Here is a 23707-nt window from a genome sequence, read left to right on the forward strand (position 1 = left end):
GGACTGAGCCGCGCGGGACTCAGACGCGCGGGACTCAGACGTGGACCGTCGTGATGGGCATCGAGGAGTCGGCGGGGATCTCCAGCGAGGACGGGGTGACGCCGGCCGCCACCAGGTCCGAGCCGAGCGCGGCGACCATGGCGCCGTTGTCGGTGCACAGCCCGGGGCGGGGGACGCGCAGCCGTACGCCGGCCGCGTCGCACCGCTCCTGGGCCAGGGCGCGCAGCCGCGAGTTCGCCGCCACGCCGCCACCGATCAGCAGGTCGCCCACGCCGTACTTACGGCAGGCCTGCAGGGCCTTACGGGTCAGCACGTCGACCACCGCCTCCTGGAAGGAGGCGGCCACGTCCGGCACGTGGATGCGCTCCCCCGCCGACTCGCGCGCCTCCACCCAGCGGGCGACGGCGGTCTTCAGCCCTGAGAAGGAGAAGTCGAGCGTGCCGTCGTCCATCTTGCCCCGGGGGAAGGCGACCGCGGTGCCGGAGCCCGAGGTGGCGGCCTTGTCGATGTAGGGGCCGCCGGGGAACGGCAGCCCGAGCACCCGCGCCACCTTGTCGAACGCCTCCCCCGCCGCGTCGTCCACGGTGGAGCCGAGCGAGATCACGTCCTTGGCCACGTCGGGCACCAGCAGCAGCGAGGAGTGCCCGCCCGACACCAGCAGGGCGATGCACGGCTTGGGCAGCGGCCCGTGCTCCAGCTGGTCCACCGCGACGTGCGCGGCCAGGTGGTTGACGCCGTAGAGGGGAATGCCGAGGCCGAGCGCGTAGGCCTTGGCCGCGGCCACGCCGACCAGCAGTGCGCCGGCCAGCCCCGGCCCGGCGGTGACCGCGATCGCGTCGATGTCGGAGAACCTCAGCCCGGCCTGGGCCAGCGCCGCCTCCACGGTGGGCGTCATCGCCTCCAGGTGCGCTCGCGAGGCCACCTCGGGCACCACGCCGCCGAAGCGGGCGTGCTCTTCCATGCTGGAGGCGATCGTGTTGGCCAGCAGGGTGTGGCCGGTGACGATCCCGATGCCGGTCTCGTCGCAGGACGTCTCGATGCCCAGGACCAGCGGTGCGTCAGCCATCCAGCTTTCTCCTCATCATGATCGCGTCGGTGCCGTCGTCGTAGTAGCGGCGCCGGACGCCGATCTCCTCGAACCCGAAATGCTGGTAGACGCCCCGGGCGACCGGATTGTCCTCCCGTACCTCCAGGAAGATCTCCCGCGCGCCTCGCTCGCCCGCCACCCGCAGCAGCTCGGCCAGCATCGCGCCGCCGATGCCGGTGCCGCGGTGGGACTCCAGCACCGCGATGGTCTGCACGTCGGCCTGGTCGGCGGCGACGGCCAGGCCCGCGTAGGCGACGATCTGGTCGTCCGCCTCCGCCACCACGTAGTGCCTGGTGCGCGGCTGGTCGGCGAGCTCACCGCGCATCATCCCCTCGCTCCACGCGTCGTACGGGAACGTCGCCTGCTCGATCGCCATCACCACCGGCAGATCGGCCACGGTCATCTGCCGCAGCTTCACGCCGTCACCCGCTTGGGCGCGCCGGGCACGACCGCGTCGGGCCGGCGCAGATAGACGGGGTGCGGCTGGTCGAGCGGCGTCCCCGCCGCGATGCGCTCGGCCGCGAGCGCGGCCAGGAATCCGGCGTACGGGTAAGCCGGCTCATGCGCGCGGCCGAGCGCCTCGGGATAGAGCCCGGCCCCGGCGCCCACCACCGGCAGTCCCTCGACGGGGACCTCGGCGGGCCGGGCGACGGACGGGCCGTCGAGCCTGGTGCGCCGATCGGCGTAGCGGGCCCAGAACACCTCCTTGCGCCGCGCGTCGGTGGCGACCAGGAACGGCTCGTCCAAGCCGCTGCCGTAGGCGATGGCGTCGAGCGTGCAGATGCCGTAGGCCGGCACGCCGAGCGTGGTGGCGAGGCCCTGCGCGGTCATCAGCCCGACCCGCAGGCCGGTGTAGGGGCCGGGGCCGCTGCCCGCGACCACGGCGGTGACGTCACGCGGCGACACCCGCGCCTCCGCCAGCACGCGCTCGACGGCCGGCGCCAGCAACTCGCCGTGACGCCGGGCGTCGATCGTGGTGGATTCGGCGAGCACTCGCGTCCCGTCGTGGAGCGCGGCGGTGACGGCGGGGGTAGCGGTATCGAAAGCCAGGACCAACACGACTGATTAGCCTACCCGCAGAGCAGGTCAGGCCCAGCCGGTCCGCCGCTTCAGCCACTCCAGCGCCACGACGCCCTGCGCCCGCTGGAACGCCCGGAGCGTCGGCAGCCCCGGCGGAGCCGGCCTCCGGCTCCTGCTGACCAGATAGCCGGTGAACGCGGCGATCACCCGGGTGACGCGGTCATCCGGGTCGGTGAAGAGCTCGTGCGGCGGCGGGCCGCCCTGCATGGCGACGGACGGCAGCATGGCCACCACGTCGAACCAGGCCGCGCCCACGCAGGCCCACGGCCAGTCCACGACGTAGACGCGCTCCTCGGTGAGCAGGACGTTGTCGGCCCGTACGTCGCCGTGCAGGAGCGTGTCGCCCTCGGCCGCCCGCGCCCAGCCGGACTCCAGCTCGGCCAGCGCGTCGAGGTGGCGCAGCGCCCACGGGTCCAGCCCGGCGGTGTCCGCGCCGCGCAGCCGGCGCCAGCCGTCGAACGACCCCTCGAACGCCTCGGCGATCGGCGGTGCGGCCATCGGCGCCGGCGTCAGCTCGGCGGACATCCGCGCGACGGCGGCCGTGACCCGGTCGAGCTCGTCGCGACGCCACGGCATCGCCGGGTGCCGGCCCTCGATGTCCTCGAACGCGAGCACCACCCAGCCGTCGACCTCGAAGGTGGCGATCAGGCGGGGAGCCGGGACGGAGGCGGGAAGCGCGGCGGCGATCTTGGCCTCGGCGCGGTAGATGCCGGCGGAGTCGGGGTTCGGCTCAGGGCCGACGGCCTTGACGAAGAGCCGGCGCCCGTCCGCGGCGCGCAGCCGCACGGCCGCCCCCGGGGAGAACCCGCCCGACTGCGTGACCGCCTCGGCCACGGGCCCGCCGAGCAGTTCCTCGACCGCGGCGCGAGCGGCCGGGTGCACCTCGTGCCAGGGCAGCCGGGTCCCCGCCGCGGGCGGATTGGTGTCCACGCTCATGAACCCATGATCCCAACCGGCGCAACCGAATTTGGGGAGGCGGAGGCCGCGAATCGAGAACCCGCGACGCAGGGCACGGCCGGAAGGCGCGGGAGGCGCAGGGTGCGGCCGGAAGGCGCGGGAGGAGGTCAGGCGCGGGAGGCGTACACGATGATGTTGTCGAGGTATTCGCCCGCGGCGCGGTCGAACCTGCCGCCGCAGGTCACCAGCTTGAGCCCGTCCTCCACGTACACCCGCCGGAGCGGAAAGGAGTCCTTGTGGACCTGCTCGACGCCGTCGACCTTGTACTTGACGACCTTGCCGTCGCTGCGCTCCACCTTGACGATCTCACCCTTGCGTACGTGTCTGAGCTTGTAGAAGACGGCCGGCGCGGTCTTGGTGTCGACATGTCCGACGATCACCGAGGCGCCCTTCTCGCCCGGCACGGCGCTGCCGGTGTACCAGCCGGCCATCTCGGGCTTCTCGTAGGGCGGCAGTTCGACCTCGCCGTCCTTGAGCCCGAGCTTCATCAGCGGCGCCTCCATGTCGATCGAGGAGATCTCGATGCTCTTCGGCACGACCGCGGCCGCCTTCTTGGGGGTGGACTGCATGCTCTGGCCGAAGGCGACCAGCACCAGCCCGGTCACGGCGCCGGCGAGCACCACCCGCCCGGGACGCGCCATCGCTAGGACCGGCTGCGGCGCTTGACCGCCACCCCGATCCCGACGGCCATCGCCAGGCCGAGCGCCAGGCCGACGCCGCCGAGCGGAAGGGAGGAGCTCTCGTCGACCTCCTGGCCGAAGGTGCCGCCGCCGCCGGCCCTGGGCGCCCTGGTGGGCACGTCGCTCGGCAGCGGGTCGGCCCTGGTGACTCTGAGGGTGGCCCGGCCCACGTGGTTGGTGCCGTCGCACTTTACGTCCACGCGGTACGAGCCGCGCTTGACGGTGCCGGAGACCTGGGCCTGGCCGCGCACCCACGCGCCGGAGGGCGAGCCGGTGGCGGCGGGACTGGCGGTCGCGGAGGTGGCGGGGGCTAAGGAGACCCCGGACAGGAAGGCTCTGGAGGTGGCGGTGCCGGTGTGGGCGGGGCCGCCCGAAGGCTCGGGGCAGTTGGCCAGGATCCACACGGTCGAGGTCTCACCGGCGGTGACGCTGTCGGGGTTGAGCTGGACCGAGATGGACTGCCGGGTGGCGGTCGCCGTGGGGCTGACCGGCGTGGTGGTCGTGGGGCTGACCGAGGTGGTGGGCGTCCCGGTCGGGGTCTCCGAACCCGCCGGTGGTGTTTGTGCCTCCGCTGCGCATCCCACGAGGCCGATCATGACGATGGCTCCCGCGTACGCGACTCGCCTGACCCTGAGCACCCGTCGCACCCCACTCCGCCGTCCTTCACCAAGCACCCAGCGAAACTGTGGATGCCGCCCCTCCTGAATACCCAAAATTTCTGGGCCAACCCTTACCAATGATCATGTTTCATGGCATCGGCGAGTTAGGTCAAGGGTGCCAGGATGATCGGGGCTTGGCGGTTGTTTTACTCTTTCGCCGTTTCGGACGGCGTGTCGCCCAGATTCACGCCCGCCCATCTGGCTCCGACGCCGCGCAGCGTGACCGTACGCGCCTCGTCGTCGGCCGTGCGGTCGAGGTGGATCTCCAGCCGTTCCTCGGACAGACCTTCGACCAGACCCTCACCCCACTCGACGACCGTCACCGACTCCTCCAGGGAGGCGTCGAGGTCGAGATCGTCCACTTCGAGGTCGCCGCCGAGCCGGTAGGCGTCGGCGTGCACGAGCGGGGGGCCGCCGCACAGCGACGGGTGCACCCTGGCGATCACGAAGGTGGGCGAGGTGATCGGCCCGCGCACCTTGAGCCCTTCGCCCACGCCCTGCACGAGGGTGGTCTTGCCGGCGCCGAGCGGGCCGGACAGGATCAGCAGGTCACCCGGTCTGAGCAGGGCGGCCAGGCGGGTGCCGTACGCGCGCGTCTCCTCGGCGGTGGACAGCCTCATTCCTGACCCACTCGCTTGATCAGGTCGCGCAGCGCGTCGTTGACCACCCCGGGGCGCTCCAGCTGGATCAGGTGGGAGGTGTCAGGGACCTCGGTGAGCTGCGCCTTGGGCAGCGCCTCGGCCATCGCCTTGCTGTGGTCGGGCGGTGTCAGCCAGTCCTTGTCGCCCACCACGATCGCCGTCGGCACCGGGTCGAGCACGTGCAGCGCCGACAGCTTGTCGTGGTTCATCAGCGCGGGGTAGAAGTCGGCGACGACCTCGGTCGGCGTCCCCCTGATCATGGATTCGGCGAAGTCGACCAGGGTCGGGCTGATGTTGCGTGAGTCGCCGAAGCCCATGTAGCGGGTCATCAGGAAGGCGATGTCGCTGCCCGCGTGGCGGGTGCGGTCGACCAGCGCGCCCCTGCGGCCCAGGAGGGACACCGTCGTGGGCGCCACCTTGTGGACGACCTTCGACACCAGGGCGGGCAGCCCGAGGGTCAGCTCGGCCAGCTTGCCGGCCGAGGTCGCGATCAGCGCGACGCCCTGGATCCTGTCGCCGAACAGCTCGGGGTAGCGGTCGGCGAGCGCCATGATGGTCATGCCGCCCATGGAGTGGCCGACGAGCACGCACGGCCCCGGCACGAACCGCTCGATCACCTCGGCCAGGTCCTCGCCCAGCCGGTCGATCGTGCTGTCGTCGGCCGCGCCGCGCTGCGAGCGGCCGTGCGAGCGCTGGTCCCACAGCACCATGCGATGGGTGTCGCGCAGATCCTTGCGCTGGTAGTGCCAGGACTCCAGGTTGAGACAGTAGCCGTGGCAGAACACGATCGTCAGCGGGGCGTCATGCGGGCCGTCGACCTCGACGTGCAGCGCCTTGCCGTCGGAGGTGGTCAGCGTGTGCTCGGTGCCGCCGAGCTCGCCGAACGGCTCGTTGGCGTCCAGGTCCGGCCGCAGCCTGATCCGGCCCACGGCGTAGCGCTTGGCCAGCGCGGCCGCGGCCACCCCGGCGGAGGCGGCGCCGACGATCGCGCCGGCGATTCCGACCCTTCGGCGTGTTGTGGTCGTCATGGACCCCATCCTTCGTACACCCGCGGCACCCGCGATCCGATCCTGGTCACGATCTCATGCGTGATGGTGCCGAGGTTATCGGCCCACTCCTGAGCGGTCGGCTCGCCCTGGGCGCCCGGCCCGAACAGGATGACCTCCTCGCCCGCGAGCAGCGGATCGTCCCCCATGTCGATCACGAACTGGTCCATGCAGACCCGGCCCGCCACCAGTCTTCGGCGGCCGCCCGCCAGCACCTCGGCCTTTCCCGTCGCGTGCCGGAGGATCCCGTCGGCGTAGCCGAGCGGCACCAGGGCGAGCGTGGTCTCGCGGTCGGTGACGTAAAGGTGCCCGTAGGAGACGCCGGAGCCCTCCGGGACCCGCTTGGTCATCGCGATCCGCGCCACGAGGGTCATCGCCTGCCTGAGCCCGAAGTCGCCCTGCTCGGGGATCGGGCTGAGGCCGTAGGTGGCGATGCCGCACCTGACGAGGTCGTAGTGGGCCCTGGGCAGGGTCATGGTCGCGGCGGAGTTGGCCAGGTGCCTGATCACGTGGGAACCGGCGGCGCCCGCCTGCTCGGCCAGCTTCAGCGCCGTCTCGTACGACTCGAGCTGTGCGTCGATCGCGGGGTGGCCGGGGATGTCGGCGCAGGCGAGGTGCGACCAGAGCCCGGCGATCTCGACGGCGCCCTCGGCCTGCAGCTCCAGCGCCCGGCGCAGCAGGCCCGGCCAGGCGGCGAGCGGCGAGCCGCCCCGGCTCATGCCGGTGTCGGCCTCCAGGTGCGTGCGGGCGGCGCGCCCGGTGCGCCGGGCGGCGGCGGCGATCTCGTCGAGCAGCGGCTCGTCGGACGCGGACAGCTCGACGCCGGCCTGGAGCGCCTCGTCGAGCGGCTCCCCCGGCGTGATGAGCCACGACAGCACCGGCGCGGTGATCCCGGCCGCGCGCAGCTCCAGGGCCTCGCTGACGAACGCGGTGCCGAGCATGGCCGCCCCACCCGCCAGCATGGCGCGGGAGGAGGGCACGAGCCCGTGCCCGTAGGCGTCGGCCTTGACGGCGGCCATCAGCTCGGCGCCACCGGCACGCTCCTTGAGCAGCGCCACGTTGTGCCTGATCGCGGCCAGGTCGACCCGCGCCTGCGCGGGCGTCGCCATCGGGTTGTCCATACCTACCAGTCTGTCAGTTCACGCGCGTGGTCGAGCGCGCTTTCGCCGCTCAGCGCCCGGATGGCGGCGGGGACCGCCTCGGCCACCTCGGCCGCGGTGAGCGGCGCGCCGCAGGCCGCGATCCGGGCGGCCAGCCCGTGCAGATAGGCGCCGCACGACCCGGCGTCATAGCCGCTCAACCCCTGGGCGAGCAGCGAGCCCGCGATGCCGGACAGCACGTCTCCGGTGCCGCCGGCGGCCAGCCAGGGCGTGCCGGTGCCGTTGACCCGCACCGGCGAGCCCTCCTCGGCCACGACCGTGGTGGACCCCTTGAGCAGCACCGTGACGCCGAGCTCGGCCGCCGCCGCACGGACGTGCGCCAGCCTGCCCGCCTCGATCTCGTCCCGGCCCGCTCCGGTCAGCCGCGCCAGCTCGCCCGCGTGCGGCGTGATCAGAACCGGTCCGGTACGGCGCAGCAGCGCGACGCCCTTGGCCACCAGGTTGAGCCCGTCGGCGTCGACCAGCACCGGCACGTCCGAGGCGAGCACCCTGGCGACCAGTTCGCGCGCCCAGCGGCCGGTGCCGAGCCCGGGACCCACCACCCATGCCTGCACGCGGCCGACCCCGTCGATCGACGGCTCGTCCAGCTCGGTGATGACCGCCTCCGGCCAGCGGGCGCGCACCTGCGCCGCCGGGCGGCCCGGACCGGCGTAGCGCACCATGCCCGCGCCGGCCCGCAGCGCGCCGCCCACGGCGAGCACGGCGGCGCCGGTGTACTGGTCGCTGCCGGCGGCGATGCCGACCACGCCCCTGCGGTATTTGTCGGTTTCGTGGCCGGGTCGCGGCAGCCGCCCGGCGACCCCGGCGCGGGTCAGGGCGGTGACGTCGGGGCCGGGCAGATAGGCGTCGAGCCCGATGTCGACCAGCTCGATCCGGCCCGCGAAGCCGGCTCCGGGATCGACGAGCAGGCCGGTCTTGCGGGCGCCCATCGTCACCGTCAGCGCGGCCCGCACGGCCGCGCCCGCCACCCGCCCGCTGCTCGCGTCCACCCCGCTGGGCACGTCCACGGCGACGACCAGGCCGGCGGCGGCATTGGCGGCCTCGGCGAGACGGGCATAGGGCTCGCGCAGCGCACCGGACGCGCCGATCCCGACCAGTCCGTCGACGATGAGCTCGGCCGCGGCGACGGCGTCCTCGCCCGCGACCACCCCGCCGGCCTCCTGGAGGGCGTGCAGCCCCGCCTGGTGCGTCCTTTCGCCGGCGAGCACGGCCTCGACCCTGGCCCCGCGCCGGGCCAGCACGGCACCCGCGTAGAGGGCGTCGCCGCCGTTGTCGCCACTGCCCACGAGGAGCACGACGCGGCTGCCGTACACCTTGGGGAGCAGGTCGGCGCAGGCGGCGGCGAGGCCGCTCGCGGCGCGCAGCATCAGCGTGCCCTCAGGCAGCCGGGCCATCAGCGCCTGTTCGGCGCTCCTGATCTGGTCGGCGGAGTAGGCGGCGATCATCTTCACCAAGCTATCCTTCGGCGATCACGTAAGCCATCGCCACGCCGCCGTCGTGGCTGAGTGAGACGTGCCAGCGCTTCACCCCGAGCCCGTAGGCGGCCTCGGCGACCTTGCCGGTCACGTGCAGCTCGGGCTTGCCGCTCTCGTCGCAGCGCACCTCGGCCTCCAGGTGCCCGAGGCCCCGGGGCGCGCCCAGGGCCTTGGCGACGGCCTCCTTGGCCGCGAACCGGGCGGCCAGCGAGCGCGTCGCCAGTGGCCGCTCGATCTCGGTGAACAGCCTCTCGCGCAGCGCGGGCGTCCGCTCCAGCGCGGCCTCGAAGCGCGCGATGTCCACGACGTCCACGCCGATGCCCAGGATCATCCTCCCAGGCTAACCAGCTAGAACGCGCCTCGCTGCCATGGCCCCCAGATGGCGAAGGACCTGCCCTGCCTGGACTGCACGTTCACGTACAGGGTGTGGCCGCCGGGCCCGAACGTGGAGCCCGCGAACTCCGCGCCCGCGTCGTCCGCCACCGGGGCCAGCCGGCAGAAGTCGAAGACGCCGCCCGAGCGGGTGAGCCCGCGCAGATAGTTGTCGCCCTCGCCGTCCTCGCACAGCACCAGCGTCCCGCGACCGCTGACGGTCACGTTGTCCGGCAGGTCCAGCGTCGCCGCGCGCGGCGACTGGTAGACGAGCTTCAGCCGGCCGCTCCACGTCTCGTACGCCCACACCTGCCCCCGGCCCTTGCCGAAGCCGTCCGGCGGGGTGTCGCCGGACGCCGTCTCCCCGCCCTGGGTGGAGACGAAGTAGATGGTGCCCTGGTGGTAGACGGCGCCTTCGAGCCTGGAGAAGATCGCCCCGCCCGCGACCCTGCCCTGGGTGCCGACCGCCTGCACGGCCTCGTCGTTCGACGGCTTGCCGGTGAAGGACGGGTCGGGCTCGTCGATGTCCACCCATTCGGTGCCGAAGGCGGTGCCCGGCGGGTGGCCCACCGAGAGGTCGGCGCGCTTGCGGCCCTTGACGGCGAGCATCTGGAGCCGGCCTCCGTCGAGCAGACGCCCCGCCTGCGCCGGATGCTTCGGCGGGACGTAACGGTAGAAGCCGGAGGGGAAGCCGAAGTTGTCCTCGGTCAGGTAGAGGGTGCCGGTCGCCGGGTCGAACGCCACGGACTCGTGCGCGAACCTGCCGGCGGACCTGATCGGCCTGGCGTTCGAGGTGCCCTTGAGCGGCACCTCGAAGATGTAGCCGTGCTTCTCGGTCAGCTTGGAGTTGTCGCCGCCGGTGTGGTCGTCGCCCACGTCGGGGCCGTTGACCGTCTCCTCGCAGCTCACCCAGGCGCCCCACGGCATGGGGCCGCCCGAGCAGTTCATCATGGTCCCGTTCAGCGACGGCAGGCTTTTGAGCACCTCGCCGTAGCGGCTCACCCGCAGGGTGGCGGTGCCGCCGCCGGCCATCGGATCGTAGGCCTTGGCGCGGTCGCCGAAGGCACCGACGGGGCCGTTGACCTCGTGGTTGCGGACGAGGATCGCGCTGCCGCGCGGGCCGGCGAACGCGGCCATCCCGTCATGCCGCCCCGGCACGGCGCTGCCGTCGGAGAACTTCTCCCCGGCCGCGTTGAACGAGCGGTACTTGAAGCCGTCCGGCAGGTGCAGCCGGACCTCGCCGTCACGCAGGTCCCGCACGGGTCGCAACCGCCCGTATCCGAGCGCGGGCGCGGGCTTGGCGCCGCCCTGGGCGCCCGCGCAGGCGACGCCCGCGAACGGCCCGGCGATCCCGGTGGCGACCGCGGCCGCGCGGGTGAGGAAGCGACGACGGTCCACATGGCCTCCAGGTGAGTTGCTACGGGAACAGTAACCGCAGGCTTGTCGACATATCGGCGATTCGGCCGGATCTCCCGCGTTCCCCGAACTGACTATCGGTAATCCCCCGTTTTCATCCACAGCCTGTGGATATCTCTCTCCACCCCCGGCCGGAACTCGGCTCCGGCCCCGTCGCTACGCTGCCAAGGTGAACAACGGCTACGTTGAACTGAGCAGGGAGCAGTGGAGCGAACTCCGCAAGAACACGCCCTTGACTCTCACGGCGGAGGAGCTCGAAGAGCTTCGAGGCGTCGACGATCCCATCGATCTCACCGAGGTCACCGACATCTACCTGCCGCTGACGCGGCTGCTGAACCTGCATTTCACCGGGTCCAAGGAGCGCAGCAGCGTCCTGAGCGCGTTCCTGGGCCACGCCGAGCAGCGCGTCCCGTACATCCTGGGCATCGCGGGCAGTGTCGCGGTCGGCAAGTCGACCACGGCGCGACTGTTGCACACGCTGCTGGCCAGGTGGCCCGAGCACCCGCACGTGGAGCTGATCACCACCGACAGCTTCCTCTACCCGAACGCGGTGCTGGAGTCCAAGGGCATCATGCACCGCAAGGGCTTCCCGGAGAGCTATGACCGCAGAGGGCTGGTGCGGTTCGTCGCCGAGGTGAAGGCGGGCGCGCCCGAGGTGCGGGCCCCGATCTACAGCCACCTTGAGTACGACATCGTCCCCGGCGCCGCGCAGATCGTGAAAAGTCCCGATATCTTGATTATCGAGGGACTCAACGTCCTCCAGCCGGCCCCGCCCACCTCACTGGCGGTCAACGACTACTTCGACTTCTCCATCTACGTGGACGCCAAGGTGGAGAACGTCCGCAACTGGTACGTCGACCGCTTCCACAAGCTCCGCCGCACCGCCTTCGAGGACCCCAAGTCCTACTTCCGCCACATCGCCGAGTTGTCCTACGAGGAGGCCACCGCCTTCGCGGTCAACGTCTGGCGTGACATCAACGAGCGCAACCTGGTCGAGAACATCGCCCCCACCCGGGGCCGCGCCGACCTGGTCATGCACAAGGGCGCCGAACACGCCGTGACGCGGGTGCGGCTGCGACGCACCTGAACGCGTCCTCGAACACGTAGGTCGCGAACCTGCCCGCGCACTCCTGATCGTCGATGTCGGCGAACCAGCAGTCCTCGCCGTGATCGTGGCACCTGTAGATCTGCATGACCGGCAGCTTCCCGAATCAGAGTCAATGAGGATTCAACGTCCGATCGACAGGCCCGGGACTCCACCCGTGGGCGCAGCGTGAATTCCAGCCCCAGGGATGACGTCGTTCATCCTTTTGACCGACGCCGCGGCCATATCGCTGCGGGTAGGGTCCCGGACATGCACATCCTCGCTACCGAGGGGCTGACCAAACGCTTCCCCACCGTCACGGCGCTCGACCGACTGTCGGTCACCGTCGGATCCGGCGTCACCGGCCTCGTCGGGGCGAACGGCGCGGGCAAGTCGACGCTCATCAAGATCCTGCTCGGCCTGCTGCCTGCCTCCGAGGGCACCGCCAAGGTGCTCGACCTGGACGTGGCGACGCGCGGCGCGGAGATCCGCAGGTTCGTCGGTTACATGCCCGAGCACGACTGCCTGCCGCCTGACGTGTCCGCCACCGAGTTCGTCGTCCATCTGGCCCGGATGTCCGGGCTGCCGCGCACGGCGGCCCGCGAGCGCGCCGCCGACGTGCTGCGCCACGTCGGCCTGGCCGAAGAGCGCTACCGGGCGATCGGCGGCTACTCCACCGGCATGAAGCAGCGCGTCAAGCTGGCCCAGTCACTGGTCCACGACCCCAAGCTGATCTTCCTCGACGAGCCCACCAACGGGCTCGACCCACGCGGCCGCGACGAGATGCTGGCGCTCATCCGGCGCATCGGCACCGAGTTCGGCATCAGCGTGCTCGTCACCTCCCACCTGCTCGGCGAGCTGGAGCGCATCTGCGACCACGTCATCGTCATCGACGCCGGGCGACTGCTGCGCTCCTCGGCGATCGCCGAGTTCACCCATGCCACGGAGTCCATCACCGTCGAGGTCGAGGACGGCGCCGAGCAGCTCACGGCGCGCCTGGCCGAGCTCGGCCAGACCGTCACCCCGCACGGCCGCCTGCTGGTGGTCAAGGTGCTCGGTCCCGAGACGTTCGACGCCGTCCGCGACGCCGCCGCCGACCTGGATCTGGGCCTGATCCGCCTGGAGCAGGGCCGGCACCGCATCGAGGACGTCTTCAGGGAGGAGGCGGCCCATGTCTGAGATCTACGACATCGGCTACCGCCACTACGACGGCCCACGCCTGGGCCGCGGCCACACGGTGCGGGCGCTGACCGTGCACAGCCTGCGCGGGATCTTCGGCCTCGGCCGCACCGCACGCAGCAAGATCATGCCGTTCTCTCTGGTCACCATCATGCTGCTGCCCGCCGTCGTGTCCATCGCGATGATGGCGCTGGTCAAGCAGCCCGGCCTGATCCCCTACAGCGGTTTCGCCGTCATCATGCAGGCGGTCGTGGCGATCTTCCTGGCCGCCCAGGCGCCCACGGTCGTCGCCCCCGACCTGCGCTTCCGCGTCCTGCCGCTCTACCTGTCCCGGCCCGTCACCATCAGCGAGTACGTCGGCGCCAAGGTCGCGGCGATGACCATGGCGCTGTTCCTGCTGGTCGCGGTGCCGCTGACGCTGATCTACGTGGGCGAGCTGCTGATCGACCTGCCGGGGCCGCCGGGGACCGGGGAGTTCTTCGGCTCGGTGGCCATGGCCCTGGTGCTGGCGCTGCTGCTGTCTACCTTCGGCCTGGCGATCTCCTCGCTCACCCCCAGACGCGGTCTCGGCGTCGCCTCCGTCATGGCCGCCTACCTGCTGTCCTCGGCGGCGGTCCCGGTCATCTACGGCACGCTGGAGATGTCGGGCTACGACTCCCAGGCCCGCTGGGCCTGGCTGGCCAACCCGTTCTGGCTCGTCGACGCCGTGCAGTCCTCGCTGTTCGGCACCCCGTCGCACGCCGAAGGCCCCTATCCCGGGGGCCCCATCCCCGCCGTCCTGGTCGTGGCCCTCATCGCCGCCGCCATGGCGGTCCTGGCCCTGCGCTACCGGAAGGCGGCCTCGCGGTGAAGATCGAGCTCGCGCAGGTCTCGCGCTGGTACGGCAACGTCGTCGCGGTCAACGACGTCACGATGACGATCGGTCCCGGCGTCACCGGCCTGCTCGGCCCCAACGGCGCCGGCAAGTCGACGCTCCTGCACATGATGGCCGGCTTCCTGGCCCCGTCCGGCGGCACCGTCACGCTGGACGGCACCCAGGTGTGGAAAAACCATCACATCTACCGAAATATCGGCTTAGTTCCGGAACGGGAGGGCGTCTACGGCTTCCTGACCGGCTGGCAGTTCGTCCTGTCGGCGGCCAAGCTGCACGGCCTGCCCAACCCGGCCGAGGCCGCCGGCAAGGCGCTGGCCACGGTGGAGATGGAGGAGCCCAAAGACCGCCGCGTCGAGACCTACTCCAAGGGCATGCGCCAGCGCGTCAAGGTCGCCGCCGCGCTCGTCCACGACCCACCGGTCCTGCTGCTGGACGAGCCCTTCAACGGCATGGACCCCCGCCAGCGCATGCACCTGATGGACCTGATCCGGTCCATGGGCACCGCGGGCAAGACGATCCTGTTCAGCTCGCACATCCTCGAAGAGGTCGAGCGGGTCGCCCAGCAGATCGAGGTCCTGGTGGCGGGCAGGCACGCGGCCACCGGCAACTTCCGCGAGATCCGCCGCCTGATGACGGACCGGCCGCACCTGTTCAAGATCCGGTCCAGCGACGACCGCAAGCTGGCCGCCGCCCTCATCCTCGACAGCTCGGCGGGCGGCGTCACCCTCGGCCCCGACGGCCTCGACGTCCAGGCCGCCGAGTTCCGGCGCTTCGCCCACCTGCTTCCCCGGGTGGCCCGAGCCGAGGGCGTACGACTGCACCAGGTGTCCCCCGCCGACGAGGACCTGGAGAGCGTCTTCTCCTACCTGATCAACAGGAGCACCTGATGAACACCGTGGTCGCAGGCATCACCTACCGGGCGCTGCTGGGCAGGCGCAGGATCCTGCTGCTCCTGCTGCTGCCGCTCGGCCTGATCGGCCTGGCCATCCTGCTGCGCGTCGTGGGCAGCGCCGACCAGCGCTCGGCCGTGCTGCTGATGGACACGTTCGCCATCGCCACCATGCTGCCGCTGCTCGGGCTCATCGCGGGCACCGGGGTCATCGCCCCCGAGATCGACGACGGCACCATCATCCACCTGCTGTCCAAGCCGATCTCCCGCCCGGTCATCGCCGGCACGAAATTCCTGGTGGCGGCCTCGGTCCTGGGGCTGTTCGCCGCCGTGCCCACCTACATCGCGGCCTGGCTCCTGGTCCGCAACGAGGACGGCATCGCCTTCGGCTTCGCCATCGGGGTGCTGGTCGCGGGCATCGCCTACGCCGCCGTCTTCCTGCTGCTCGGCGTCATCACCCGGCATGCCGTCGCCATCGGCGTCATCTACGCCCTCGTCTGGGAGACCCTCGTCGGCACCTTGATCCAGGGCGCCCAGAAGTTCTCCATCCAGCAGTGGGGCCAGGCCATCGCCGCCCAGCTCTCCGACTCGCCGTTCGTGGACGCGAAGGTCACCCTCGGCTTCGCCGTACCAGCACTGATCATCGTCACGGTCGGCGCGGTCCTGTGGGCGGGCCTGCGCCTGCGCACGTTCTCCCTCACCGGCGACGAATAAGCACCGGCACAAGCGACAGCTCCGGGCACGGCGTGAGCCGTGCCCGGAGCTGTCGTGTCAGACGCAGGCGACGCGGACGACGTCCGCGAGGCGCTCGGCGACCTTGGTGGCCTGGTCCTTCGAGGAGGCCTCCACCATGACGCGGATCATCGGCTCGGTGCCGCTCGGCCTGATGAGGACCCGGCCCGTCTCGCCGAGCTCCGCCTCGGCCACCGCGACCGCGTCCGTGAGCTCGTTCACGGCTGACTTGCCCCGGTCCACGTCCTTGACGTTGATCAGGATCTGCGGCAGCGGCGTCATGATCGACGCCAGCTCCTGGAGCGACGTGCCCGTACGCGCCATCACCGAGAGCAGGTGGAGCGAGGTGAGCAGGCCGTCGCCCGTGGTGGCGTGGTCGAGCATGATGACGTGCCCCGACTGCTCGCCGCCCAGGTTGAAGCCGTCGGACTTCATCCGCTCGAGCACGTAGCGGTCGCCCACGGCGGTCTCGATCACGTTGATGCCCGCATCACGCATCGCCAGCTTGAAGCCCAGGTTGGACATCACGGTCGCGACCACGGTGTCCTTGGCCAGGGTGCCCTTGGCGTGCATGTCGGCCGCGAGGACGGCCATGATCTGGTCGCCGTCGACGATCGCGCCGGTGTGGTCGACGGCCAGGCAACGGTCGGCGTCACCGTCGTAGGCGATGCCCACATCGGCGCCGCGCGAGACGACCACCTGCTGGAGCTTGTCCAGGTGGGTGGAGCCGTGACCGGCGTTGATGTTGAGGCCGTCGGGCCTGGCCCCGATCGCCTCCACCCGGGCCCCGGCCCGCAGCAGCGCCTCCGGGGCGACCATGTGAGCGGCGCCGTGCGCGCAGTCGACCACGATGTCCAGCCCGTCGAGCTGCCCGTTGACCGACGTCAGGACATGCGAGATGTAGCGGTCCACCTCGCCGTAGGCGTCCCGGACCCGGCCGACGGCCGAGCCGACCGGCCGGTCCCAGTCCTCGCCGAGTCGCCGCTCGACCTCGTCCTCGACCGCGTCGGACAGCTTGAAGCCACCCCGGGCGAGGAACTTGATGCCGTTGTCGGGCGCCGGATTGTGCGAAGCCGACAGCATGACGCCGAAATCGGCGCCGAGCGCGGCCGTGAGATGGGCGACGGCGGGAGTGGGCAGCACGCCGAGGCGCAGCACATCCACTCCGGACGACGCGAGGCCGGCGACCACAGCGGCTTCGAGAAACTCTCCCGAAGCTCGCGGGTCCCGGCCTACGACCGCTACTGGCCTCTGCCGACGGCCTGAGCCAGTAGCGGTGAACACGCCTGCATCGCCGAGGACGTGAGCCGCCGCGACCGAAAGGGCCATGGCGGTCTCGGCCGTGAGGTCGCGACCCGCGACCCCACGCACCCCGTCGGTGCCGAACAGACGCGCCAATTTAGCGCTTGCTGTACTGCGGAGCCTTACGGGCCTTCTTGAGGCCGTACTTCTTCCGCTCCGTGGCGCGCGCGTCACGGGTCAGGAAGCCGGCCTTCTTGAGCGGCGCACGGTTGGTCTCGACATCCAGTGCCGTCAGCGCGCGGGACAGGCCCATGCGCAGCGCGCCGGCCTGGCCGGTCACGCCGCCGCCGTCGATGCGCGCGATGACGTCGAACGCCTCTTCGGCGCCGAGCACCACGAAGGGCTCGTTGACGATCTGCTGGTGGACCTTGTTGGGGAAGTAGACGTCAAGCGAACGACCATTGATCGTCCACTTGCCGGTGCCGGGGACGATGCGCACGCGGGCGATCGCCTCCTTCCGGCGGCCGGTGCCGTACGAGTTGCCCGTGGTGATGGGCTTGCGCACGGGAGCGTCAGCACTTGCGGTGGACTCGGTGGTGTACTCGGAAGGGAACTCCTCGGTGGGGAACTCCTCCACCTGGGGCTCGACGGCCGTCTCGACACCGGTGGGCTCAGCCACGGTTCTCCTCTAACTCTTTCTCGGACTACTACTGGGCGATCTGGGTGATCTCGAACGGCACCGGCTGCTGAGCCTTGTGCGGGTGCTCGGCACCCGCGTAGACCTTGAGCTTCTTGGCCATCTTCCGGCCAAGGGAGTTCTTGGGCAGCATGCCCTTGACGGCCTTCTCGACAGCCTTGTCCGGCCGCTTCTCCATGAGCTCGCCGTAGCTCACGGAACGCAGACCACCTGGGTAGCCGGAGTGGCGGTAAGCCTTCTTCTGCTCGAGCTTGTTACCGGTAAGCACGATCTTGTCCGCGTTGATGACGATGACGAAGTCACCGGTGTCGACGTGGTTGGCGAAGATCGGCTTGTGCTTGCCTCGGAGCAGGATCGCGACGTGACTGGCCAGCCGGCCCAGCACGACATCGGTCGCGTCGATGACGTACCACTGACGCTGGACGTCGGCGGGCTTCGGTGAGTACGTGCGCACGGTCGTAGCCTTCTTATGCTCGCGTCTTCGGCGCGCTGCCGGATGCGACAGCGCTGGGGTCGGTCGGTGCGGGCACACGACGGCCCGGACCTTCCGTCTCCTCAAGTGATGGGAGATGACGCCGGACGCGCCGCGCATCGGTCACGCTGGACCTATGCACACAACGAACGATTAGGTTACCCGCCCTGGCGGGCGATGGTCAAAAGACCGGTAACTCTGCTGAGTCTACCCGACCACAGAACAGTTCTATTTCGTTTCCCTGGGATCCCTTCTTCACCACGACCTGACTTGCCTATCGTTGGTGGCGGTATGTGGCAGAGTTTTCACACCCGGCACACCCAGCGGAGCGCACGGCGCCGGAACCACCTGGGCGCGCTGGCCTGCCTCCTGGCGGCACTGTTCACCGGCGTTCTGCTCGGCCGCATGGCCGACCCGGTGCCGGCCGGCCACATCTACCTCAACGAGGCCACCCCCTCCCCCACGGCGAAGGCCTCCGCGCCCGCCCGGAAGAAGCCGCAACCGCTGCTGGAGGCGATGCCCAGGCAGACGACCACGGTCGCCCCGCGCACCCGGGCCAGCGTCCGGCCTACCAGGACCGCCGACGACCAGATCCCGGGCTACACCGCGGACGACCCCATCCGCGTGCACGGCGACGAGCCGGCGCCCAGGAGCATGCCCGGCGCGGCGGCCAAGGTCGTCCGCCTCACCAACGCCATCCGGGCCAAGCACGGGTGCGGCCCGCTCAGGGCTGACGCCCGGCTGACCAGGGCCGCCCGCGTCCACTCGCTGGAGATGGCGCGGTCCGGCCAGTTCACGCACGAGTCACCCAACGGCTCGACGCCGTGGGACCGGATGGAGCGCGCGGGCTACTACGCGGGCGCCGCCGAGAACATCGGCCGCGGGTACGTCTCCGCCGAGGAGGCGGTGCGCGGCTGGCTCGACAGCCCCGATCACCGTAAGAACATCCTCAATTGTCAGTTCAGGACGATCGGCGTCGGCGTCGTGTCCGGTCCCGACGGCCCCTGGTGGACCCAAGACTTCGGACGCTCGTGACCTACGCACGGTAATGTCTGCGCATGGGTTTTCCCAATGAACGTGAAAGTGGCACGGAGAGCACCCCCCGCCGTTCGCGCCGCGCGAAGGGCCCGGAGAGCACTCCACGTGGCGAAGACGCCCCGCCGAGCCCCCCGCGCCGGGCTCGGGGGGAAGACGCCCAGGAGAGCGGCCCACGCCGGGCGCGCGCTGAGGGCGCCCCGGACAGCGCCCCGCGCCGGGCGCGCGGCGAAGGCGAGCCGGAGAGCACGCCGCGCCGTTCGCGCCGGGCCGGCAGCACCGAGAGCGCCCCGCGACTGTCGCGCAAGGAACGCAAGGCCGCCGAGGCGGCCGAGGCCGACGGCGGCACCTTCGCCGGTGCCTTCACCCCCGCCGACACCGGAGCCGCGCCCCCGTCGGGCGCGCCTCCTTACGGCTTCGCGTCCGGCCCCGGCCCCGCCGCAGCCGGCGGCGCCGAGCCCAAGGCCGACGAGCGCGTCGAGACCGGGCCGACCCACAGGACATGGAGCCCCTACGACGAGGAGAACCGCTCGCGCGGCCCGCTCTGGGCGGTGCTCGGCGGCGTGGCCGTGCTGGCGCTCCTCGGCGGCGGTCTCGCGCTGATGTTCAACGCCGACGACCCGGGAGCCGCCGCCACCGACGCGAGCCGCCGCACGTCCGCGCCGATCCCGACGGGGCCTGCCGGCAAGTACGGCTACGCCGGTGCGCGCCGTACGGACCCCGACCCGCTCACGGTCCGGGAGCTGTTCAAGGCCAAGAAGATCACCGTCGCCGGTCGCGCCTACCAGCAGACCATCACCAGCAAGGACAAGAAGTGTGGCGACGGCGTCCTCGGCACGAAGATCGCCAAGGCGCTCAAGACGGGCAAGTGCACCCAGATGATGCGGGCCAGCTTCCGCGACAAGTCCGGCAAGGTGATCGGCACCGTCGGCGTCGCGAACCTCAACACGAGCAAGAACGCCACCAAGGTGGCCCGTGCGGCGGGCGCGGCCGACTACGTCAAGCCCCTCGCGGGCAAGGACGAGATCACCAAGTTCCTCGGCTCCGGCAGCGGCGGGGCGAAGGTGTGGACGCACGGCCACTACGCGGTCATGGTCTGGTTCCAGACCAAGGACGGGGTCAAGCCCGACAAGAAGGTGTCGAAGACGCTCTTCCAGGCGGCCGACGACATCACCAAGGCGACGGTCTTCAAAGCGCTCGACGCCCGCACATTGACCGGCGCTCGAGCCACCTGAAAATCGCCCTTTCAACGAGTTAAGACCACAAACAGGACGATCAATCCACCGGGAAGGTCCATACCTGCGGAACGATCTAGTTACTCTCGCTAGGCTCGTCTTATGCGTGGCCAGGGACCCGGGTCTGAGCACGAGCGTCGCAGCGAATCCGACGACTCGGCCACACCGTCGACGCCGCCGACGCCGCCGCCCAGCTTCGGCGGGCGGCCGTCCGGCGAGCAGCGCGTCCCTCGGTCGTACCCCGAGCCGCCCTCCGTCGAGGAGGCCGAGGGGTGGCTCTCCGTAGAGGGCGAGACGGGCGTCGCCGACGGATGGCAGCCACAGGACGGCGGACCACCCGCCGAGGCGTGGCTCTCCGTCCAGGATGAGCCCGCCACCCCGGAGGGCGAGACCAGCCCGTCCCTCCCCCGGCCCCCCGTCCCGGGCGAGACCCGTCCCGCGACCGCGTGGCCCCGTAAGGGCGACCGGACACGCCCCGCCGACGCCTGGCCACCGCAGTCAGGCGACCGCCCTGCCACCTGGCTCCCCGCCAAGGGCGGCACCCACGCGGCCGCCGACCCACAGGCCGAAACCCGCCCCGCCGCAGCCCTCCCCCCGCCGAGAAACACCGGCGAGACCTACCCCACCACCACCTGGCACCTCGACGAAAGCGGAGCACAAGCCGCCGCCGGGCCGCCCGCGGAAGGCGAAGCCGCCGGAGCCCGGCCGCCCGTGGACGGTGACACCGCCGGAGCCTGGCCGCCCGTGGACGGTGACACCGCCGGAGCCCGGCCGCCCGTGGACGGTGATACCGCCGGAGCCTGGCCGCCCGCGAGAAACACCGGCGAGGCCGACACCCACCCCAACACCTGGCATCCGGCCGAAAGCGGGGCGCAGGCCGCTGCCGCGCGGTCGTCGCGAGGGGAGGAGGTGCGAGCCGATCAAGGCGAACGGCTTCCCGCGCTGCCCGACTTCCCCGGTGCGCAGCCGTGGGAGGTGCGAGAGGGCGACGCCGCGCCGTACGACTGGTTCGCCGGGCCGGACGGCTTCGAGGTGCCGCCCGCGTCAGGTGCGGACGTCAGCGCGCCCGCGCACCCAGGCCACGAGGCCGCCATGCCCCAAGCCGCGCACCCGGGCCACGAGACCGCAATGTCCCAGCCCGCGAAGGAGCCCGTGGTTCCCGGCGCGCCCCGGTGGGAGCCGCCACCGGCGTTCACCGCCGCGGCGGCGGGCATGCAGGTGTGGCCCGCACCCGTCACTGACACGCCCGCCATGCCGCCCTGGCCGGCCGCGACCGGCGAACTCGACCCCGGGGACGGCGCGCACGACGCGCCCCGCAGCGGCCCCGCACGACCCGATGCCGACGCTCCCACGACCCCGGCGCAGCACGTCGACCCGCACGCCACCGCCCCGGCGCAGCACGTCGACCCGCACGCCACCGCCCCGGCACCGCAGGTCAACCCGCATGCCACGGCGCAGCACCCGACGACCGGCCGCCCACCGGCAGCAGCGTCCGGCACGAGCGAGACGGCCCCGCCGACCGCCCCACCGCACGGCACCGGCCAGGCCACGCCACCACCCGCCCCACTGCACGGCACCGGGCAGGCCACGCCGCCACCCGTCGCACCGCACGGCACCGACCAGAGCACGCCGCCCACCCCCTGGCCGGGCGACATACCGTTCGGCGCAGGCGCGATCGCCGCGCAGGCCGGCGCCGCGCCGTTCAGCGCGCCGGTGCCGGCCGACACGGACGAGGCCACCTCGCCGTCCGCCACCAGGAAGGCCATCCCGGGCAGGGCCACCCCGACCCCGGGCCCCAAGCTGCCGCCGTCCCCGCTGTTCGACCCCAACCAGGGCAGGGAACAGCCGGACGCACCCGCGGGCGACGTCCCGGTCTGGCCACCGACCCCGCACGGCGAGCAGCAGCAGGACAAGCTCCCCGACCTCCCGTTCAACCAGGAGACCTGGGGCCGGCGTCCCGCCCTGGCCCTTCCCCCCGGCGGCGCCGCGCCCCCTGACCTCCAGCCGCAAGGTGGCGCCGCGTTCAGGCAGCCGCCGTTCACTCCCCTGCAGGTGGTCGAGCAGCCGGGCAAGAGCAAGCGGGCGCTGTTCGCCACCCTGGGTGTGCTGGTGCTGGCCGGCGTCGCGACCGGCGGTTTCTTCGCCGTCCGCTCGGTCAGCGCGCCCGCCCCCGAAGCCGCCCCGGAAGCCGCGCCCTCCGCCTCCGTCTCCGCCCCGCCGTCGGCGACCCCCACGGCCGCCCCCGCCGTCCCCACCCCTGCCGAGGCCGCCGGCGCCGCCATACTCAACTCCGAGATCACCGATCCGAAGAAGCTGTCGCTGAAGGAGGCGTTCCCGAAGAAGAAGGTGAGCGCGGCGGGCGCCACCTTCACCCGGGTCAAGTCCGACGTGGCCGCGAGCTGCCAGGAGGCGGCCGCGGGCGCGTTCGCCGAGGCGCTGCGCGAGCAGAAGTGCAGCCGTGTCGTGCGCGCGACCTACGTCGACGCCAAACGCCGCTGGGCGGTGACGACCGGCATCGCGGTCCTGCCCAGCAAGGACGCCGCCCTGCGCGTCGACAAGGCCAAGAACCTCAACCGCAACCTCTGGTTCCGCGGCCTGCCCGGCTCAGCGGGCTCGGGCGGCGACCGCGTGCACATCGCGGGCGGCTACGCGGCCGGGCTGGTGTGGGGCCGCTACATCGTCTTCAGCTACGCCACCCACGCCGACGGCCACACGCCGACGGCCAAGGAGAAGACCCTGGTCAAGGTCAGCAGCGCCTTCCGCGACCAGACGTCACTGGTCCTCGAGCGCCGCGTCGCCGACAGCTGACAGCGTTCTGACCCGCCGGGTGGCGCGCGCTCGCGCCGCGAGCTCCGCCTCCGGTGGGTAGCTCACCTCTTCCAGGCACAGGCCGTGCGCGGGCGCCACATGCACTCCAGAATCGCGTACGGCCTTCGCCAGCACCTGCCCCGGCCATTCGACCGGCCGCCGCCCGTCACCCGCGGCGAGCAGGGAGCCGACCAGGGCCCGCACCATCGAGTGGCAGAACGCGTCGGCCACGACGGTGGCGACCAGCACCCCATCGCCGCCCCGCACCCAGTCGAGCCGTTGCAGCTCCCGGATCGTGGTGGCGCCCTCGCGCTTCTTGCAGAACGCCGCGAAGTCGTGCTCACCCAGCAGCCGGGCGGCGGCCGTGTTGAGCGCGTCCACATCGAGCGCCCGGTTGTGCCAGACGACCTCCTGCCGCCGCAACGGGTCAACGCCCCCGACGGCGTCGCTCACCCGGTAGGCGTACCGCCTGGACATGGCCGAGAATCGGGCGTCAAAGCCCTCAGGAGCCACCGTGACCCGAAAAACCCGTACATCTGGAGGTAGGACACCCCCGAGCCGGCGCACGAGCGCAGAGAGCCGCTCATCCGTTCCCAGCGTCCCGGCCCGATTGCCGTCGAGCTCGGCGAGCGCGTCGTCGGCCACATCGACGTGCGCCACCTGACCGCGTGCGTGCACGCCCGCGTCCGTACGCCCGGCGACCGTCAGCATCGGCGCCTCGGCGAGCCGCAGAATCTTGCCGAGCGCCTGCTCGATCTCGCCCTGGACGGTACGCAGGCCGGGCTGCCTGGCCCAGCCGGAGAAGTCGCTCCCGTCGTAGCCGAGGTCGAGTCGGAGCCGTACCACGATCATCCCTCCAGAAAGTCGCCGGACCATCGGACGCTACC

At 71.7% G+C, this 23707-nt stretch carries 24 protein-coding genes; 8 read left to right on the forward strand and 16 right to left on the reverse strand.

Annotation, left to right across the window (positions count from 1 at the left end; all coding sequences use genetic code 11):
- Nucleotides 1-34: 34 nt before the first annotated feature.
- The 12 genes from tsaD to IEY87_RS24995 form a co-directional block, all read right to left on the reverse strand.
- Nucleotides 35-1066, reverse strand: coding sequence for a tRNA (adenosine(37)-N6)-threonylcarbamoyltransferase complex transferase subunit TsaD (gene tsaD, locus IEY87_RS24940; protein WP_189141197.1), 1032 nt, complete (start codon nt 1064-1066; stop codon nt 35-37).
- Nucleotides 1059-1490 carry a ribosomal protein S18-alanine N-acetyltransferase gene (gene rimI, locus IEY87_RS24945; RefSeq protein WP_189141442.1) on the reverse strand — a complete coding sequence of 144 codons (432 nt, stop codon included), beginning with the start codon at nt 1488-1490 and terminating at the stop codon, nt 1059-1061. Before rimI ends, tsaD begins: the two co-directional genes overlap by 8 nt.
- 11 nt (nt 1491-1501) lie before the next feature.
- Nucleotides 1502-2146 (reverse strand): tRNA (adenosine(37)-N6)-threonylcarbamoyltransferase complex dimerization subunit type 1 TsaB, encoded by a 645-nt coding sequence (gene tsaB / locus IEY87_RS24950; protein ID WP_189141198.1) that lies wholly within the window; start codon nt 2144-2146, stop codon nt 1502-1504.
- 27 nt (nt 2147-2173) lie between these two features.
- Nucleotides 2174-3103: a phosphotransferase family protein gene (locus tag IEY87_RS24955; RefSeq protein ID WP_189141199.1), complete on the reverse strand. Its 930-nt coding sequence runs from the start codon at nt 3101-3103 to the stop codon at nt 2174-2176.
- 128 nt (nt 3104-3231) lie between these two features.
- A complete protein-coding gene (locus IEY87_RS24960; RefSeq protein WP_189141200.1) occupies nt 3232-3765 on the reverse strand; it encodes a class F sortase in 534 nt (177 codons plus the stop codon).
- Between the two features lie 2 nt (nt 3766-3767).
- Nucleotides 3768-4388: a hypothetical protein gene (locus tag IEY87_RS24965; protein ID WP_189141201.1), complete on the reverse strand. Its 621-nt coding sequence runs from the start codon at nt 4386-4388 to the stop codon at nt 3768-3770.
- Between the two features lie 221 nt (nt 4389-4609).
- Nucleotides 4610-5083 (reverse strand): tRNA (adenosine(37)-N6)-threonylcarbamoyltransferase complex ATPase subunit type 1 TsaE, encoded by a 474-nt coding sequence (gene tsaE / locus IEY87_RS24970; protein WP_189141202.1) that lies wholly within the window; start codon nt 5081-5083, stop codon nt 4610-4612.
- On the reverse strand, nt 5080-6132 hold the full coding sequence (locus IEY87_RS24975) for an alpha/beta fold hydrolase (RefSeq protein WP_189141203.1): 1053 nt from the start codon (nt 6130-6132) through the stop codon (nt 5080-5082). The genes tsaE and IEY87_RS24975 overlap by 4 nt, the downstream gene beginning before the upstream one ends.
- Complete coding sequence (alr, locus tag IEY87_RS24980; RefSeq protein ID WP_189141443.1) at nt 6129-7259, reverse strand: alanine racemase; 1131 nt, start codon at nt 7257-7259, stop codon at nt 6129-6131. Before alr ends, IEY87_RS24975 begins: the two co-directional genes overlap by 4 nt.
- Before the next feature lie 14 nt (nt 7260-7273).
- On the reverse strand, nt 7274-8755 hold the full coding sequence (locus tag IEY87_RS24985; protein WP_189141444.1) for an NAD(P)H-hydrate dehydratase: 1482 nt from the start codon (nt 8753-8755) through the stop codon (nt 7274-7276).
- 10 nt (nt 8756-8765) lie between these two features.
- Nucleotides 8766-9116, reverse strand: a complete 351-nt coding sequence (locus IEY87_RS24990; protein WP_189141204.1) for a holo-ACP synthase — start codon at nt 9114-9116, stop codon at nt 8766-8768.
- 17 nt (nt 9117-9133) lie between these two features.
- Complete coding sequence (locus tag IEY87_RS24995) at nt 9134-10555, reverse strand: PhoX family protein (protein ID WP_189141205.1); 1422 nt, start codon at nt 10553-10555, stop codon at nt 9134-9136.
- Between the two features lie 187 nt (nt 10556-10742).
- Between IEY87_RS24995 and coaA the strand changes: the two genes are divergently transcribed.
- The 5 genes from coaA (at nt 10743) to IEY87_RS25020 (ending at nt 15313) form a co-directional block, all read left to right on the forward strand.
- Nucleotides 10743-11660, forward strand: coding sequence for a type I pantothenate kinase (coaA, locus tag IEY87_RS25000; RefSeq protein WP_189141206.1), 918 nt, complete (start codon nt 10743-10745; stop codon nt 11658-11660).
- 267 nt (nt 11661-11927) lie between these two features.
- A complete protein-coding gene (locus IEY87_RS25005) occupies nt 11928-12836 on the forward strand; it encodes an ABC transporter ATP-binding protein (RefSeq protein ID WP_189141207.1) in 909 nt (302 codons plus the stop codon).
- Nucleotides 12829-13686 carry an ABC transporter permease gene (locus tag IEY87_RS25010; protein WP_189141208.1) on the forward strand — a complete coding sequence of 286 codons (858 nt, stop codon included), beginning with the start codon at nt 12829-12831 and terminating at the stop codon, nt 13684-13686. The genes IEY87_RS25005 and IEY87_RS25010 overlap by 8 nt, the downstream gene beginning before the upstream one ends.
- On the forward strand, nt 13683-14597 hold the full coding sequence (locus tag IEY87_RS25015; RefSeq protein WP_189141209.1) for an ABC transporter ATP-binding protein: 915 nt from the start codon (nt 13683-13685) through the stop codon (nt 14595-14597). Before IEY87_RS25010 ends, IEY87_RS25015 begins: the two co-directional genes overlap by 4 nt.
- A complete protein-coding gene (locus tag IEY87_RS25020; RefSeq protein WP_225277653.1) occupies nt 14597-15313 on the forward strand; it encodes an ABC transporter permease subunit in 717 nt (238 codons plus the stop codon). Before IEY87_RS25015 ends, IEY87_RS25020 begins: the two co-directional genes overlap by 1 nt.
- A gap of 57 nt (nt 15314-15370) precedes the next feature.
- On the opposite strand, the gene glmM is transcribed toward IEY87_RS25020, so the two are convergent.
- Genes glmM through rplM form a run of 3 tightly spaced genes read right to left on the reverse strand, consistent with a single transcriptional unit; the run spans nt 15371 to nt 17724 of the window.
- Nucleotides 15371-16729 (reverse strand): phosphoglucosamine mutase, encoded by a 1359-nt coding sequence (gene glmM, locus IEY87_RS25025; RefSeq protein ID WP_189141210.1) that lies wholly within the window; start codon nt 16727-16729, stop codon nt 15371-15373.
- A 1-nt stretch (nt 16730) separates the two neighbouring features.
- Nucleotides 16731-17252 carry a 30S ribosomal protein S9 gene (gene rpsI / locus IEY87_RS25030; protein WP_189141211.1) on the reverse strand — a complete coding sequence of 174 codons (522 nt, stop codon included), beginning with the start codon at nt 17250-17252 and terminating at the stop codon, nt 16731-16733.
- Between the two features lie 28 nt (nt 17253-17280).
- On the reverse strand, nt 17281-17724 hold the full coding sequence (gene rplM / locus IEY87_RS25035; protein ID WP_189141212.1) for a 50S ribosomal protein L13: 444 nt from the start codon (nt 17722-17724) through the stop codon (nt 17281-17283).
- A gap of 309 nt (nt 17725-18033) precedes the next feature.
- Between rplM and IEY87_RS25040 the strand changes: the two genes are divergently transcribed.
- From IEY87_RS25040 to IEY87_RS25050, 3 genes are all read left to right on the forward strand, one after another.
- Nucleotides 18034-18777, forward strand: a complete 744-nt coding sequence (locus IEY87_RS25040; RefSeq protein ID WP_189141213.1) for a CAP domain-containing protein — start codon at nt 18034-18036, stop codon at nt 18775-18777.
- Nucleotides 18778-18800: 23 nt separating this feature from the next.
- Nucleotides 18801-20012, forward strand: coding sequence for a hypothetical protein (locus tag IEY87_RS25045; RefSeq protein WP_189141214.1), 1212 nt, complete (start codon nt 18801-18803; stop codon nt 20010-20012).
- Nucleotides 20013-20114: 102 nt separating this feature from the next.
- On the forward strand, nt 20115-22820 hold the full coding sequence (locus tag IEY87_RS25050; protein WP_189141215.1) for a hypothetical protein: 2706 nt from the start codon (nt 20115-20117) through the stop codon (nt 22818-22820).
- Here IEY87_RS25050 and truA read toward each other — a convergent pair.
- Nucleotides 22785-23672 carry a tRNA pseudouridine(38-40) synthase TruA gene (truA, locus tag IEY87_RS25055; RefSeq protein WP_189141216.1) on the reverse strand — a complete coding sequence of 296 codons (888 nt, stop codon included), beginning with the start codon at nt 23670-23672 and terminating at the stop codon, nt 22785-22787. The two genes, IEY87_RS25050 and truA, sit on opposite strands and share 36 nt — an antisense overlap.
- Nucleotides 23673-23707: the final 35 nt, after the last annotated feature.

The sequence above is a fragment of the Nonomuraea glycinis genome, assembly GCF_014646515.1.
Taxonomy (GTDB): domain Bacteria; phylum Actinomycetota; class Actinomycetes; order Streptosporangiales; family Streptosporangiaceae; genus Nonomuraea; species Nonomuraea glycinis.